Source organism: Knoellia tibetensis (assembly GCF_048606415.1).
GTDB lineage: Bacteria > Actinomycetota > Actinomycetes > Actinomycetales > Dermatophilaceae > Knoellia > Knoellia tibetensis.
In genome coordinates this window covers 1-14,136 of record NZ_JBMBWF010000001.1, presented here as the reverse complement: position 1 = coordinate 14,136, position 14,136 = coordinate 1, and the positions used below count along the sequence as shown (strand labels likewise).

15 protein-coding genes are annotated in these 14,136 nt (G+C 72.3%); 10 read left to right on the top strand and 5 right to left on the bottom strand.

Annotated elements, in window-relative coordinates:
- Positions 1–5: 5 nt before the first annotated feature.
- From ACOJV7_RS00075 to ACOJV7_RS00065, 3 genes are read right to left on the bottom strand one after another with little or no spacing between them, the layout of a single operon-like run.
- Positions 6–641, bottom strand: a complete 636-nt coding sequence (locus tag ACOJV7_RS00075; RefSeq protein WP_420188119.1) for a hypothetical protein — start codon at positions 639–641, stop codon at positions 6–8.
- 1 nt (position 642) lies between these two features.
- Positions 643–1,380, bottom strand: a complete 738-nt coding sequence (locus ACOJV7_RS00070) for a hypothetical protein (RefSeq protein ID WP_420188118.1) — start codon at positions 1,378–1,380, stop codon at positions 643–645.
- 27 nt (positions 1,381–1,407) lie between these two features.
- Positions 1,408–2,211 carry a hypothetical protein gene (locus ACOJV7_RS00065; protein WP_420188117.1) on the bottom strand — a complete coding sequence of 268 codons (804 nt, stop codon included), beginning with the start codon at positions 2,209–2,211 and terminating at the stop codon, positions 1,408–1,410.
- 130 nt (positions 2,212–2,341) lie between these two features.
- On the opposite strand from ACOJV7_RS00065, the gene argC reads away from it, so the two are divergent.
- From argC to ACOJV7_RS00020, 9 genes are read left to right on the top strand one after another with little or no spacing between them, the layout of a single operon-like run.
- Positions 2,342–3,385: an N-acetyl-gamma-glutamyl-phosphate reductase gene (argC, locus tag ACOJV7_RS00060; protein ID WP_420188116.1), complete on the top strand. Its 1,044-nt coding sequence runs from the start codon at positions 2,342–2,344 to the stop codon at positions 3,383–3,385.
- Positions 3,386–3,390: 5 nt separating this feature from the next.
- Positions 3,391–3,798 (top strand): ACT domain-containing protein, encoded by a 408-nt coding sequence (locus ACOJV7_RS00055; protein ID WP_420190351.1) that lies wholly within the window; start codon positions 3,391–3,393, stop codon positions 3,796–3,798.
- Positions 3,795–4,946 carry a bifunctional glutamate N-acetyltransferase/amino-acid acetyltransferase ArgJ gene (gene argJ, locus ACOJV7_RS00050; protein ID WP_420188115.1) on the top strand — a complete coding sequence of 384 codons (1,152 nt, stop codon included), beginning with the start codon at positions 3,795–3,797 and terminating at the stop codon, positions 4,944–4,946. Before ACOJV7_RS00055 ends, argJ begins: the two co-directional genes overlap by 4 nt.
- An 11-nt stretch (positions 4,947–4,957) precedes the next feature.
- Entirely contained in the window at positions 4,958–5,842 is an 885-nt protein-coding gene (argB, locus tag ACOJV7_RS00045; RefSeq protein ID WP_420188114.1) for an acetylglutamate kinase, read from the top strand.
- Positions 5,839–7,065 (top strand): acetylornithine transaminase, encoded by a 1,227-nt coding sequence (locus ACOJV7_RS00040; RefSeq protein ID WP_420188113.1) that lies wholly within the window; start codon positions 5,839–5,841, stop codon positions 7,063–7,065. The genes argB and ACOJV7_RS00040 overlap by 4 nt, the downstream gene beginning before the upstream one ends.
- Positions 7,062–8,018, top strand: a complete 957-nt coding sequence (gene argF, locus ACOJV7_RS00035) for an ornithine carbamoyltransferase (protein WP_420188112.1) — start codon at positions 7,062–7,064, stop codon at positions 8,016–8,018. The genes ACOJV7_RS00040 and argF overlap by 4 nt, the downstream gene beginning before the upstream one ends.
- Complete coding sequence (locus ACOJV7_RS00030; RefSeq protein ID WP_420188111.1) at positions 8,015–8,518, top strand: arginine repressor; 504 nt, start codon at positions 8,015–8,017, stop codon at positions 8,516–8,518. Before argF ends, ACOJV7_RS00030 begins: the two co-directional genes overlap by 4 nt.
- Positions 8,515–9,951, top strand: a complete 1,437-nt coding sequence (gene argH / locus ACOJV7_RS00025) for an argininosuccinate lyase (protein WP_420188110.1) — start codon at positions 8,515–8,517, stop codon at positions 9,949–9,951. Before ACOJV7_RS00030 ends, argH begins: the two co-directional genes overlap by 4 nt.
- Complete coding sequence (locus ACOJV7_RS00020; RefSeq protein ID WP_420188109.1) at positions 9,948–10,562, top strand: DNA-3-methyladenine glycosylase; 615 nt, start codon at positions 9,948–9,950, stop codon at positions 10,560–10,562. The genes argH and ACOJV7_RS00020 overlap by 4 nt, the downstream gene beginning before the upstream one ends.
- On the opposite strand, the gene ACOJV7_RS00015 is transcribed toward ACOJV7_RS00020, so the two are convergent.
- Both ACOJV7_RS00015 and ACOJV7_RS00010 read right to left on the bottom strand, forming a co-directional pair.
- Positions 10,540–11,556, bottom strand: coding sequence for an adenosine deaminase (locus ACOJV7_RS00015; RefSeq protein ID WP_420188108.1), 1,017 nt, complete (start codon positions 11,554–11,556; stop codon positions 10,540–10,542). The genes ACOJV7_RS00020 and ACOJV7_RS00015 overlap by 23 nt on opposite strands.
- 13 nt (positions 11,557–11,569) lie before the next feature.
- Entirely contained in the window at positions 11,570–12,469 is a 900-nt protein-coding gene (locus ACOJV7_RS00010; protein ID WP_420188107.1) for an aminoglycoside phosphotransferase family protein, read from the bottom strand.
- A gap of 65 nt (positions 12,470–12,534) precedes the next feature.
- Between ACOJV7_RS00010 and tyrS the strand changes: the two genes are divergently transcribed.
- Positions 12,535–13,794: a tyrosine--tRNA ligase gene (tyrS, locus tag ACOJV7_RS00005; protein WP_420188106.1), complete on the top strand. Its 1,260-nt coding sequence runs from the start codon at positions 12,535–12,537 to the stop codon at positions 13,792–13,794.
- Positions 13,795–14,136 lie beyond the last annotated feature (342 nt).

Sequence of the window (14,136 nt, the reverse complement as noted above, 5' to 3'; positions counted from 1 at the left end):
CGCCGTCAGCTGCCGTTGACGCGCAGCCGGGCCAGCACGTCGTCGTCGAGAGCCGCGCGCAGCCGCAGGCACGTCCCCCAGAGCAGGTGGGCGTCGGCGCGGCTGCCCGGCGGCCACCCGGTGACGTCACCCGGGTCCGCCTCGGACACCGCGAGCAGCGTACGGGTGTCGTGCGGGTCGACGAAGGGCCACGGCCCCGCGCAGGTGCGGGCACGTGCGACGAGCTGGACGGCATACCCGCCGTCGCGCAGGCGCGCCCACTCCGCGACCGTCGCCGGTGTCGTGGCCGCGAGGTCGCCGATGGTGACCACCCCACGCTCGGCGAGGAGGTCCGACCAGCGTGACCCGACGCCACGCAGGGCCCGCACCGACAGCGAGGCCACGACGTCGGCTGCGTCCCTTCCCGACGGTGGACCGGGCAGCGTCTCCTCGTCGCGCACGCTCCCGCTGGGGAGCATGACGACCTCGGCCTGCCACACGACGTCCTCCCACGCGACGGTTGCCGACGCGGGACGCGAACCGATGCGGCCGACGACCCGCTCGACGGTGAGCACTCCGGCGGCGTCGACGGCACGCAGGGCACCCGCGACCCCGGCGTCGGCCTCGCGGGCGACGAGCGCCGCGAGCTCGGCCGGACCCACGTCAGGCCTCCGTCCGGAAGCGGATCTCGATCTCGCCGAAGACGTCGGCCTTCTCGGTGGGCCCACCGGGCTCGGTCGGGGCCGCCGGCGGGCGGACGCGCAGCCGCAGGTCCCGGATGCCGTCGAGGACCTCGGGCCGGAGCACGGTGGCCCGAGGCCCGATGAGGTCCCCAATACGGCTGGCGGGCAGCCCGCCGAGGACGGAGCGCGTCACCGACGGCGAGAGGCCGGGAGCCGTCGCCCGCGCCGGCGGCGGGGTGGTGGTACGGGTGCGGGTCGTGCTGAAGGCGAGCTTGGCCCGCAGGGTCCCGCCGTCGACGACGACCCGCGGCACTCCCTTCCTGCGGACCTCCTGGACCGACTCGAGGTGGCGACGGGCGAGGAAGAGGGCGACGGCGTTGCGGATGGCACCGACGTCGCCGCTCGTGAGGCCGTTGTCGCGGTCGGGAACCGCGGCGCCGAGCTCCTCCAACGTCCCCTGGGAGGGTACGGGACCCCCGACGACGACGGTGGTGCCTCCCTTGCCGTCGGGGAGCACCTCGACGAGCGTGAGGTCGACCATGCCCGCCGTGATCGAGGTCGCCGCGACCTCCTCGGGAGTGACGTCGGCGGCGGCGTCGAGGGCCCGTAGGCGGTCCTCCTGGCTCGCATGGGAGGCGACGATCGAGTCGAGCGTCTCCACGAGGAGGACCGCCACGAACTCCGCGAAGCCGACGTCCGAGACATCGCTGTCAGGCATGGCTCAGGCTCCGTTCGGGATCGGGCGTCAGGGGGTGTCGAGCGGCAGGTAGTCGGTCTTGAAGTTGATCTTCACGCCGCCGGTGATCGTGACGTCGACCCCCGAGCTGGAGCCGCTCGAGGTGTTGCTCGTGCTGACGTTGACCGAGGTGTAGGCCGTGCTCGCCGACGCCTTGACCCACGCCGACAGGATGCTGCCGGTCTGCGCGGTGGCCTTGAGCTGGAACTGCTGGCTCGAGTAGCGGCTCGAGTTGTTGCGCAGGAAGTCCGACCCGTAGGTGTGGAAGTTGAGCCCGCTCTCGATGGTGCCGTCGGTGACGACGAGCCGGAGCATGCCGAGCTTGACCATCTCCTTGAGCAGCGTGTACTTGTTCGCGGCGACCCGCTGCGCGACGGCCTCGCGCAGGGCGTCGATGGCCTTGTCGTCGAGGGCGCCGGCCTTGGCGGCCTTGTCGTTTGACACGGCGTTGGTGTCCGGGTCGGTGATCGTCAGGGCCGTGTTGATGGCAGCCGCCTCGTCGGCGCTGAGCTTGCCGCCGCTCGTCACCGCGGTCGGGCTGTCGCTCGTCGGCGGCGTGTCCGTGTTCCTCGGCGCGATGGCCGTGAGGACCTGCATGATCTCGCCGGGGCCGATGTCGTCCTTGGTCTCGTTGACGTAGGCCGTGAGCGACTTGCTCGTCGCCTGGAGCAGCTCGATGAACGCCTGCTGCTGACGCAGGTTCGAGGCGACGAGCGTGTCGAAGACGTCGCTCACGAGCTTCGTCGTGAACTCGACGAAGCCGATCTCGCCCAGGCGCGTGGCCGCGCCGATGGCGTCGTTGACACCAGCCATGGTTGTTTCCCCCTCAGGTCGTCGACGTCACCCGGTGTGGCGTCGTCACGGGGGAGGAGAGAGCACGATGGAGGCTGATACGCGAGTGGCGAAATTGCATACAGTTGTGACGACATGCAAGACTATGCACATGCTGAGAGTCGCGGTCGCCGGTGCGAGCGGGTACGCCGGGGGAGAGGTCCTCCGGTGGCTGCTCCAGCACCCCGAGGTCGAGGTCGGTGCCGTCACCGCGGGTGGCAACGCCGGGGCCCGTCTCGGCTCGATCCACCCCCACCTCTTCGCGCTCGCCGACCGCGTCCTCGACGACACGACCCCGGAGGTGCTCGGGGGGCACGACGTCGTCGTCCTCGCCCTGCCGCACGGCCACTCGGCCGCCGTCGCCTCGGCGCTCGGTGGCGGCACCACGGTCATCGACTGCGGTGCGGACTTCCGGCTCCGTGACGCCGAGGCGTGGACGTCCTTCTACGACACCCCGTATGCCGGGTCGTGGGCCTACGGTCTTCCCGAGCTCCCGCTCGCGGGCGGCGACAAGGCGCGCTCGGCGCTAGCCGGAGCGGACCGGATCGCCGTCCCCGGCTGCTACCCGACGGCCGTCTCGCTCGCCCTCGCACCCGGGCTCGCGGCAGGCGTCGTCGAGCCTGACGACGTCGTCGTCGTCGCCGCGTCCGGCACGTCCGGCGCGGGCAAGGCCCTCAAGCCGCACCTGCTCGGGTCCGAGGTCATGGGCTCGATGTCGCCCTACGGCGTCGGAGGCGTCCACCGGCACACCCCCGAGATCGAGCAGAACCTCACGTCCGCCGCCGGTGCGCCGGTCACCGTCTCCTTCACGCCGACCCTCGCGCCGATGCCGCGCGGCATCCTCGCGACGTGCACCGCACGAGTGGCACCCGGCACCACGGCCGAGGTGGTCCGGGAGGCGTGGCGGACGGCATACGAGGGGGAGGCCTTCGTCCACCTGCTCGAGCCCGGCGCGTGGCCGGCGACCGCCTCGGTCGTCGGCAGCAACCACGTCACCGTCCAGGTCGCGCTCGACGAGCGCACCCGTCGCGTCGTCGCCGTCGCGGCGGTCGACAACCTCGCCAAGGGCACGGCCGGCGCCGCCGTCCAGTGCCTCAACCTCTCCGCCGGCCTGCCCGAGGCGACCGGCCTTCTCGGATCGGGGGTGGCGCCGTGAGCGCCATGCCACTGCACCTCATGACCCATCCCGAGCCCCTCGTCGTCGCGCGCCTCGACGGTGGCGCAGAGGTGTCGTGGGACTGGACCCAGGGGCCGTTCTCCTCCCTCACCCGCACGCCGCAGGAGACCTCGGTCGTCGGTCTCGCCGAGCTCGTGCCCGACGGCGTCCTCACCGAGGGCCCGTTCCGTGGGGTCGAGGTCGCGGGTCCGCTCGCCTTCGACGCGGTCGGCGTCATGGCCGAGATCCTCGCGCCGCTCGTGACGGCCGGCATCAGCGTCCTCGCGATGTCGACCTTCGACACCGACTGGGTGCTCGTGCCGGAGGAGCACATCACGACGGCGTCCGAGGCGTGGCGCAAGGCCGGCCTCATCGTCACCCCGACCGTCCTCACCGGCCGGACCGACTCGTGAGCGTCACGCTGGCACAGGGCTTTCGGGCAGCGGGGGCGACGGCCGGCCTCAAGGCGTCAGGCTCCTCCGACGTCGCGCTCGTCGTCAACGACGGACCCGACCACCACGTCGCCGCCGTCTTCACGTCGAACCGCGTCGAGGCGGCGCCGGTGACGTGGTCGCGGCAGGCCGTCCAGGACGGGCGGGCCGACGCGGTCTTCCTCAACTCCGGCGGCGCCAACGCGTGCACGGGCGCCCGCGGCTTCGAGGACACCCATCGCACCGCCGAGCTCGTCGCCGACGCCCTCGGGTGCAGCGCCCTCGACGTCGTCGTCTGCTCGACCGGGCTCATCGGCGAGTACCTCCCGATGGACCGCATCGAGGCCGGCGTCGGGCTCACGGCGGACGGGCTCGGCCGCGAGGGCGGCGAGGCCGCGGCCCACGCCATCATGACGACCGACTCGGTGGCCAAGCAGGCCTCGACGACCCGCGACGGCTGGTCCGTCGGCGGCATGGCCAAGGGCGCCGGCATGCTCGCCCCCGGGCTCGCGACGATGCTCTGCGTCGTGACGACGGACGCCGTCACCGACGCGGCAACCCTCGACGCCGCGCTGCGGACGGCCACCTCGACGACCTTCGACCGCGTCGACTCGGACGGGTGCATGTCGACCAACGACACCGTCGTGCTCATGGCGTCCGGCGCCTCCGGGGTGGCGGTCGACGCCGACGAGCTCACCGCCGCGGTGACGGAGGTCTGCGCCTCGCTCGCCCGCCAGCTCGTCGCCGACGCCGAGGGTGCGAGTCACGACATCGCCGTCGAGGTGCGCTCCGCCGCGACCGAGGCCGACGCCGTCGAGGTCGCCCGCTCGGTCACCCGCAGCAACCTCTTCAAGGCCGCCGTCTTCGGCGGCGACCCCAACTGGGGCCGGGTCCTCGCGGCCGTCGGCACGACGCAGGCGGCCTTCGACCCCACGACGCTCGACGTCGCCATCAACGGTGTCCAGGTGTGCCGGGCAGCGGGCGTCGGCGACGACCGCGACCTCGTCGACCTCGGCCCGCGCGAGGTCCGGGTCGTCGTCGACCTGCACGCGGGCGAGGCCACCGCCACCGTGTGGACCAACGACCTCACCCACGACTACGTCCACGAGAACTCCGCCTACAGCACGTGAGGACCACCGACGTGACCGACGACCTGACCCGGCTCAAGGCGAGCACCCTCGTCGAGGCGCTCCCGTGGCTCGAGCGGTTCCGCGGTGCCCTCGTCGTCGTCAAGTACGGCGGCAACGCGATGGTCGACGACGAGCTCAAGCTCGCGTTCGCGCAGGACGTCGCCTTCCTCCGGTATGCCGGCCTGCGTCCCGTCGTCGTCCACGGCGGCGGTCCGCAGATCAAGGCGATGCTCGACCGGCTCGGGCTCGAGAGCGAGTTCAAGGCGGGCCTGCGCGTGACGACCCCCGAGGTCATGGACGTCGTCCGGATGGTGCTCACCGGCCAGGTCGGGCGCGAGCTCGTCGGACTGCTCAACCAGCACGGTCCGCTCGCCGTCGGCCTCTCGGGGGAGGACGGCGCCCTCTTCGGCGCCCGCCGCAGGGGAGTCGTCGTCGACGGCGTCGAGGAGGACCTCGGTCTCGTCGGCGACGTCGTGTCGGTCAACACCCGGGCGGTGCACGACCTCCTCGACGCCGGCCGCATCCCCGTCGTGTCCACCGTCGCGCCCGACCTCGACCACGAGGGCCAGGTCCTCAACGTCAACGCCGACACCGCCGCCGCGGCGCTCGCCGCCGCGCTCGGCGCGCGCAAGCTCGTCGTCCTCACCGACGTCGAGGGCGTGTATGCCGCGTGGCCCGACCGGTCCTCGCTCCTCTCGACCCTGCCGCTGAGCCGGGCGCGCGAGCTGCTCGGCGAGGTCGACGCCGGCATGATCCCCAAGCTCGAGGCCTGCATCCGCGCCGTCGAGGAGGGTGTGCCCCAGGCCCACGTCATCGACGGTCGCGAACCCCACTCCCTGCTCCTCGAGGTCTTCACCTCCGAGGGCATCGGCACCCTCATCGAGGAGGACGCATGAACGCACCCGGTGACACCGAGACGCAGGACGAGGTGCTCGACCGCTACGCCACCTCCCTCATCCCGGTCTTCGGCCGTCCACAGCTCGTCCTCGAGCGCGGCGACGGCGCGTGGGTCTGGGACACCGACGGCAAGCGCTACCTCGACCTCGTCGGCGGCATCGCCGTCAACGCCCTGGGACACAACCACCCCGCCCTCGTCGCTGCCGTCTCGAAGCAGGTCGCCGAGATGGCGCATATCTCGAACTTCTACACCTCGCGCGTGCAGGTCGAGCTCGCCGAGCAGGTGCTGCGGATCGCCGGTGCGCCGGAGGGCTCGGGCGTCTTCTTCGCCAACTCCGGCGCCGAGGCGGTCGAGGGCGCGATCAAGCTCTCGCGCCGCACCGGCCGCACCGGGCTCGTCGCCGCCGAGGGCGCCTTCCACGGACGCACGACGGGCGCCCTCGCGCTCACGCACAAGGCGGCCTACCGCGAGCCCTTCGCGCCGCTCATCCCCGAGGTCACCCACGTGCCGTTCAACGACATCGAGGCACTTCGGGCGGCCGTGACGACCGACACCGCCGCCGTCGTCCTCGAACCCGTCCAGGGTGAGGCGGGAGCGGTCGTCGCGGACCCGGCATACCTGCGTGCGGCCCGCGAGATCACCACCGCGGCAGGTGCGCTGCTCGTCATCGACGAGGTGCAGACCGGCATCGGTCGCACGGGCGACTGGTTCGGCTTCCAGGAGAGCGGGATCGTGCCCGACGCGATCACCCTCGCCAAGGGGCTCGGCGGCGGGCTGCCCGTGGGTGCGCTCGTGACCTTCGGGCCCGAGGTCACCGGCCTGCTCACCGCCGGGCAGCACGGCTCGACGTTCAGCGGCAACCCCCTCGTCGCCGCCGCCGGGCTCAGCGTCCTCTCGACGATCGAGGCCGAGGGGCTGCTCGACCACGTGCGGGCGATGGGCGAGCACCTCGTCACGGCCGTCGACGCGCTCGACCACCCGGACATCGCCGGGGTCCGCGGTCGCGGCCTGCTGCGCGCGATCGTGCTGCGCTCCGACCTCTCCGCCGGAATCGCCGCCGCCGCTCGCGACGCCGGCTTCCTCGTCAACGCCGTCGCGCCCGACGCGGTCCGGCTCGTGCCACCGCTCGTCGTCACGCGCGAGGAGCTCGACCTCTTCGTCGCCGCCCTGCCCTCCCTCATCGCCACAGCTGCCGCCGCCGTCAAGGAGACGAACCCATGAGCACCACCCCGAGGCACTTCCTGCGCGACGACGACGTCACGCCCGCCGAGCAGGCGGAGATCCTCGAGCGCGCCGCGGCCATCAAGGCGCGGCCGTTCAGCGACCGCTGCCTCGAGGGCCCCGAGGTCGTCGCCGTCCTCTTCGACAAGCAGACCCTGCGCACCCAGGTGTCCTTCGCCGCGGCGATCGCGCACCTCGGCGGGTTCCCGCTCGTCATCGACGGCAAGCTCGCGCAGGTCGGCGTGCGCGAGTCGATCGCCGACGTCGCGCGAGTCCTCACCCGCGAGGCCAAGGTCATCGTGTGGCGCACCTACGGTCAGGAGCGGATCGAGGAGATGGCCGCGCACTCGAGCGTGCCGGTCGTCAACGCGCTTACCGACGAGTTCCATCCCTGCCAGGTCCTCGCCGACCTCCTCACGATCAAGGAGCACAAGGGCAGACTCGCCGGGCTCACCTTCGCCTATGTCGGCGACGGTGCCAACAACATGAGCCACAGCTACCTCCTCGGCGGCGCGACCGCCGGGCTCCACGTCCGGATCGGCACGCCGGGGGGCTACCAGCCCTCACCGCCGCTCCTGGCCCGCGCACAGGAGATCGCTGCCACCACCGGTGGGTCGGTGACGATCGTCGAGGACCCGGTCGAGGCGGTCACGGGGGTCGACGTCGTCGCCACCGACACGTGGGTCTCCATGGGCTTCGAGAAGGAGAAGAAGTCGCGCCAGGGCTCGGCGAGCCCCTTCGCCCGCTACGCCGTGAGCGCCGAGCTCATGGCGCAGGCCAAGCCCGACGCGGTCTTCCTCCACTGCCTGCCGGCCTACCGCGGCTTCGAGGTCGACGCCGCCGTCATCGACGGCCCCCAGTCCGTCGTCTGGGACGAGTCCGAGAACCGGCTCCATGCCCAGAAGGCCGTACTCTCGTGGCTCCTGGAGAAGAGCGGAGGGGAGCGACGGTGACCGTGTCGTCCAGCCGTACGGGTCGGCAGCGGCGGATCGTCGAGATCCTCTCGAGCCGCCCCGTGCGCTCGCAGACCGAGCTGCTCGGCATCCTCGGCGAGGACGGCATCGACGTCACGCAGGCCACCCTGTCGCGCGACCTCGTCGACGTGGGGGCCGAGAAGGTCCGCGTCGGCAAGAACCTCGTGTATGCCGTCCCCGGAGAGGGCGGTGACCGCACCGTCCGCGTCGCACCCGACGAGGTCGAGACGTCCAACCGGCTCGCCCAGCGCTGCCACGAGCTGCTCGTCACCGCGGAGGCGTCGGGCAACCTCGTCGTCCTGCGCACCCCGCCCGGCGCGGCGAACTTCCTGGCGTCCGCCATCGACCACACCAGCGTCCCCGGGGTCGTCGGCACGATCGCGGGCGACGACACCATCATGGTCATCACGACGGGCGCGGCGGCCTCCCGCAAGGTCACCTCCCGCCTGCTGGCCTACACCCGCAAGGAGAACGCGTGAGCGACACCGGTTCGGACCGCCTCAGCCTCTGGGGAGGCCGCTTCACCGGCGGACCCGCCGACGCCCTCGCGGAGCTGTCGCGCTCGACCCACTTCGACTGGCGCCTTGCGCTGCACGACGTCGCCGGGTCGCGCGCCCACGCACGCGTGCTGCACGCGGCCGGCCTGCTCGACGACGGCGACCTCGCGACGATGCTGGGCGCCCTCGACCGGCTCGCCGCGGACGTCGAGTCCGGTGCGTTCGTCCCCGGGCCCGACGACGAGGACGTCCACACCGCCCTCGAGCGCGGCCTCATCGAGCGCGCGGGCGCCGACGTCGGTGGTCGGCTGCGTGCCGGCCGGTCCCGCAACGACCAGGTCGCGACCCTCGTCCGGATGTATCTCCGCGAGCACGCCCGGACTCTCGCCGGTCTCGTCATCGACGTCGTGGACGCTCTGGTCGCGCAGGCGGAGCGTCACCCGGACGTCGCCATGCCCGGCCGCACCCACCTCCAGCACGCCCAGCCGGTCCTGCTCGCCCACCACCTCCTCGCCCACGCGTGGCCGCTGCTGCGCGACGTCGAGCGCCTGCGCGACTGGGACGCGCGGGCGGCCCTGAGCCCCTACGGGTCAGGCGCCCTCGCCGGCAGCTCGCTCGGCCTCGACCCCGAGGCGGTCGCCGCCGACCTCGGCTTCGACGGCTCGGTCGAGAACTCGATCGACGGCACTGCCGCCCGCGACGTCGTCGCCGAGTTCGCGTTCGTCACGGCGATGGTCGCTGTCGACCTGTCACGGATCGCCGAGGAGGTCATCCTCTGGGCGACCAAGGAGTTCGGGTTCGTCACCCTCGACGACTCCTACTCCACGGGGTCGAGCATCATGCCGCAGAAGAAGAACCCCGACGTCGCCGAGCTCGCCCGCGGCAAGGCCGGCCGTCTGGTCGGCAACCTCTCCGGTCTGCTCACGACCCTCAAGGGCCTGCCGCTCGCCTACAACCGCGACCTCCAGGAGGACAAGGAGCCGGTCTTCGACTCGCTCGACACGCTCGAGGTCCTCCTGCCCGCGTTCAGCGGCATGGTCGACACCCTCGTGTTCGACACCGAGCGCCTCGAGTCGCTTGCGCCGCAGGGCTTCTCGCTCGCCACCGACATCGCCGAGTGGCTCGTGCGTGAGGGCGTGCCCTTCCGCATCGCCCACGAGGTCGCGGGGGAGTGCGTGCGGGTCTGCGAGTCGCGGGGCATCGAGCTCTGGGACCTCACCGACGACGACCTGTCCGCCATCTCCGAGCACCTCACGCCGGCGGTGCGCGGCGTCCTCTCCGTCGAGGGGTCGCTCGCCTCGCGCGACGCGAAGGGTGGCACCGCCCCGGCCCGCGTGGCCGAGCAGCTGGCCCGGGCCTCGGCCCAGCGGGACACCGCACGCGAGTGGTCCTCGTCGCTGCCCGTGGTGCGGTGAGCCTCCCGCGCTCGTTCTTCGCCCGGCCGGCGCTCGTCGTCGCGCCCGAGCTGCTGGGTTGCCTCCTCACGCACGAGGGCGTGAGCGTCCGGCTCACCGAGGTCGAGGCGTATGCCGGTGAGGGCGCCGACCCGGGCTCGCACGCCTTCCGCGGTCGGACGCCACGCACCGAGGTGATGTTCGGTGAGGCCGGCCACCTCTACGTCTACTTCAGCTACGGCATGCACTGGTGCGCCAACGCGGTCTGCGGCCAGGAGGGCGTGGCCCAGGCCGTCCTGCTCCGCGCCGGTGAGGTCGTCGCGGGCCACGACGTCGCGGCAGCCCGGCGGCCGGGGCTGCGCGAGCGCGACTGGGCGCGCGGCCCGGCGCGGCTCACCCGGACCCTGGCCATCGACCGCGCCCACGACGGCATCGACGTCTGCGCCGACGGGTCGGTGTCGTTCGCCGCGCCCGACGAGCCGGTCGACCCCGCGCGGGTGAGGACCGGACCACGGGTGGGGGTGAGTGGTCTCGGTGGCGACGGGACGGCATACCCGTACCGCTTCTGGATCGACGGCGAGCCGACGGTGAGCGACTACCGCCCGGCGGTCACGCGCCGGCGTACGCGATGATCTCGTCGCGCACGCGACGCTTGACGTCGTCGGGGGCGAAGCTCACGTCCACCGCGGTCGTGGCCAGGTCGGCAAGGCCGGACTCGTCGAGGTCGAGCAGGTCGCCGGCGATGGCGTACTCGTCGCACAGCGTCGTGCCGAACATCGGCGGGTCGTCACTGTTGACGGTGACGACGACGCCGGCGTCGCGCAGCGCACGAAGCGGGTGGTCCTCGAGCCGCTCGACGCACCGCGTCGCGATGTTCGACGTCGGGCAGACCTCGAGCGGGATGCGCTCCGCGACGAGCCGCTCGATGAGCCGCGGGTCGTCCACCGACCGGATGCCGTGCCCGATGCGCTCGGCCCCGAGAGCGTCGAGGGCGTCCCAGACGGACTGCGCATCGGTGGACTCGCCGGCATGGGGGACCGAGCGCAGCCCGGCGGCACGCGCGCGCTCGAAGTGCTCGCGGAACTGCGGCCGCGGCACCTCGGGGCCACCGAGGCCGAAGCCGAGCAGGGCCTCGGGACCGTGCTCCACGGCATACGAGAGGGTGGCGTCGGCGGAGCTGAGGCCCGCCTCGCCGGGGATGTCGTAGATCCAGCGCAGGACGATCCCGTGGTCGCGCTCGGCGGCCCGGCGCGCGTCCTCGATCGCTTCGGTGTAGGCCTCGATCGGGATGCCCATGCGCACGCTCGTGAACGGCGTCATCGTCAGCTCGGCGTAGCGAACCCGCTGTGCCGCAAGGCCTTCGGCGACCTCGTAGGTGAGCAGGTGAATGTCCTCCGGGGTGCGCAGCAGCGAGACGACGGCGAGGTAGACGTCGATGAAGTGCTCGAAGTCCGAGAACGTGTAGAAGTCGCGCAGCGCCTCGATGTCCTGTGGCACACCGGAGTCCGGGTGCCGCTGCGCGAGGCGCGCGACCGTCTCCGGGAGCGCGGACCCCACGTGGTGCACGTGCAGCTCTGCCTTCGGCAGCCCCGCGATGAAACCCTCGTATGCCGTCCGCTCACCCATGCGCCGCAGTCTGTCAGTCCGCGAGGACCTCGCCGACGGCGCGGGCGCCGAGCGGGGCGAGGCCGTGTCCGCGAGGGGCATAGATCCAGTGCGCGAAGCAGCCCTGGATGGCGGCGCACGCCCGACCCCACGCCCACGCGACGTCGTCGACCTCGAGCAGGTCGCGGAAGCGTCGCCGTCCCGGCGCGTCGAGCACCCACCAGGCCGGCGTGAGGTCGGTGGCGGCGTAGCCTGTGGTGAGCGTCCCGAAGTCGAGCAGCCCGACGAGCTCGTCGCCGCGGGCCACGAGGTTGCCGGGGATGAGGTCGGCGTGCAGGAGCACCCAGCGGTCGTCGGGGACGCCGGCAGCGAGGGCGTCGTCGACGACCTGCCGGATGTGCGAGGAGTCGAGCGGACCCGAGACGACGTCGTCGGAGTCGTCGAGGCCGTCGGCGCGCTCGCTGAGGTGACCACCCCTGGAGCCCCGCGGCCAGTGCTCGGGTGGGATGGAGCGGAGGTCGACGGCCTGCAGGGCCGCGATCGTCTCGGCCAGCGTGTCGGCCCAGCCCGCAGGGATGTCCCCGGCGAGAACGCGCCCGGCGACGTCAGCGCCCTCGATCCAGCGGTTGACGCTCCACGCGTGCGGGTAGTCCTCGCGGGGTGCGCCGACGTGCTCGACGACCGGCACCTCGAGCGGGAGGCGCCCCTGGAGCCGGGGGAGCCAGTCGACCTCCTTGCGCAGCCCCGTCTCGGCGTCGCCGTTGCGCGGGACACGGACGAGGAGCTCGTCGCCGAGGCGGTAGGTCGCGTGCTCGGTGCCCGAGGTCGTCATGCCACGCAGTGGCAGGTCGCGCCAGCGGGGGCACTGCTCGTCGACGAGCGATCGCACGAGGGCGTCCGTCACCGGGGTCTCACCGTCGAAGAGCGCAGGCATGCCGCCCATCCCACAGGGCGACGTGCTGCACCGTCCACCGAGTTCCCCGTGGCAGGCTTTCGCCCGTGAACGACATCCTTGCCGAACTCCAGTGGCGCGGCCTCGTGGCGCAGACGACCGACGAGCAGGCGCTGCGCGAGGCCCTCATGAACGGGCCGATCACCGCCTACTGCGGCTTCGACCCGACGGCGCCCTCCCTCCACTTCGGCAACCTCGTCCAGCTCATCGTGCTGCGCCACCTCCAGCGCGCCGGCCACCGTGTCATCTGCCTCGTCGGCGGCTCGACCGGGCTCATCGGCGACCCCCGGCCCAGTTCCGAGCGCGTCCTCAAGACCAAGGAGCAGACGGCCGAGTGGGTTGCGCGCATCCAGCAGCAGGTCCAGCCCTTCCTCGACTTCGAGGGGGACAACGCGGCGACGATGGTCAACAACCTCGACTGGACGGCCCCGATGTCGGCGCTCGACTTCCTGCGGGACATCGGCAAGCACTTCCGGGTCAACCAGATGGTCCGCAAGGACGCCGTGGCCGCCCGGCTCAACTCCGACGAGGGCATCTCCTACACGGAGTTCAGCTACCAGATCCTCCAGGGGCTCGACTTCCTCGAGCTGTTCCGCACGCACGGGTGCACGCTCCAGACCGGTGGTCAGGACCAGTGGGGCAACCTCACCGCCGGCTCGGACCTCATCCACAAGGTCGAGGGGGAGTCGGTGCACCTACTGACGACGCCCCTGGTGACCGACGCCGCCGGCAACAAGTTCGGGAAGAGCGAGGGCAACGCGGTGTGGCTGTCGTCGGACATGACGAGCCCCTACGCGTTCTACCAGTACTGGCTCAACGTGGAGGACGCCTCCGTCGTCAAGCTGCTGCGGATCTTCACCGACCGCACGCAGGAGGAGGTCGCCGAGCTCGAGCGACAGGTCGCGGAGGAGCCGTTCCGCCGCGCTGCCCAGCGCACGCTCGCCGCGGACGTGACGACCCTCGTGCACGGGGCCGAGGCGACGGCCTCGGTCCAGGCGGCGTCCGAGGCACTCTTCGGCAAGGGCGACCTCGCGGCTCTCGACGCACGCACCCTCGGTGACGCGACGGCCGAGCTGCCCGGCGGTGAGGTCAGCCCGGGGATGTCGATGACCGACGCCCTCGTGGCGGTCGGTCTCGTGGAGTCGCGCAACGCCGCACGGAGGGCGATCGGCGACGGGGGAGCCTCGGTCAACGGCGAGAAGGTGACCGACCCCGAGTTCGCGCTGGCCGAGGAGCACTTCCTGCATGGCTCGGTCGCGATCCTGCGCCGCGGGCGCAAGTCGATGGCCGCCGGCCGACGGGCCTGAGGGGGCCCGAAGGGCCTGAGCGAGGCCGATTTGGAGATGCGCGAGAACGTCGTCTACTGTTCTCGACGTCAGCCCGAGAGGGAGGAACGGACACCACGGTGCAGGCCTCACGGCCAGCACGACGTAGGCCGGTCCCTGGGTCTGACCCCAACGACTTCGGTCCTCGCAAGAGGCCGGACGGAGCACGCCCGAGAGTGTGCGAGTGTTGGGAGTGACCCACCGTCACGGACCTGCTGAGAAGCGGGTTTGGAACGCGGCCGAGAGGCTGCTACGGTAGGCGCCCCGCGAAGATCCAAGTGTGGTCGGTTCGGTCGGTAGGCCGGGTTTGACGCCCAAGTGTGG

Excerpts from the sequence above, each read along its gene's own strand:
- ACOJV7_RS00065 (WP_420188117.1), bottom strand. The coding sequence starts at position 2,211 with ATGGCTGGTGTCAACGACGCCATCGGCGCGGCCACGCGCCTGGGCGAG.
- argC (WP_420188116.1), top strand. The coding sequence starts at position 2,342 with ATGCTGAGAGTCGCGGTCGCCGGTGCGAGCGGGTACGCCGGGGGAGAG.
- ACOJV7_RS00070 (WP_420188118.1), bottom strand. The coding sequence starts at position 1,380 with ATGCCTGACAGCGATGTCTCGGACGTCGGCTTCGCGGAGTTCGTGGCG.
- ACOJV7_RS00010 (WP_420188107.1), bottom strand. The coding sequence starts at position 12,469 with ATGCCTGCGCTCTTCGACGGTGAGACCCCGGTGACGGACGCCCTCGTG.
- argF (WP_420188112.1), top strand. The coding sequence starts at position 7,062 with ATGAGCACCACCCCGAGGCACTTCCTGCGCGACGACGACGTCACGCCC.
- ACOJV7_RS00040 (WP_420188113.1), top strand. The coding sequence starts at position 5,839 with ATGAACGCACCCGGTGACACCGAGACGCAGGACGAGGTGCTCGACCGC.
- ACOJV7_RS00015 (WP_420188108.1), bottom strand. The coding sequence starts at position 11,556 with ATGGGTGAGCGGACGGCATACGAGGGTTTCATCGCGGGGCTGCCGAAG.
- ACOJV7_RS00055 (WP_420190351.1), top strand. The coding sequence starts at position 3,391 with ATGCCACTGCACCTCATGACCCATCCCGAGCCCCTCGTCGTCGCGCGC.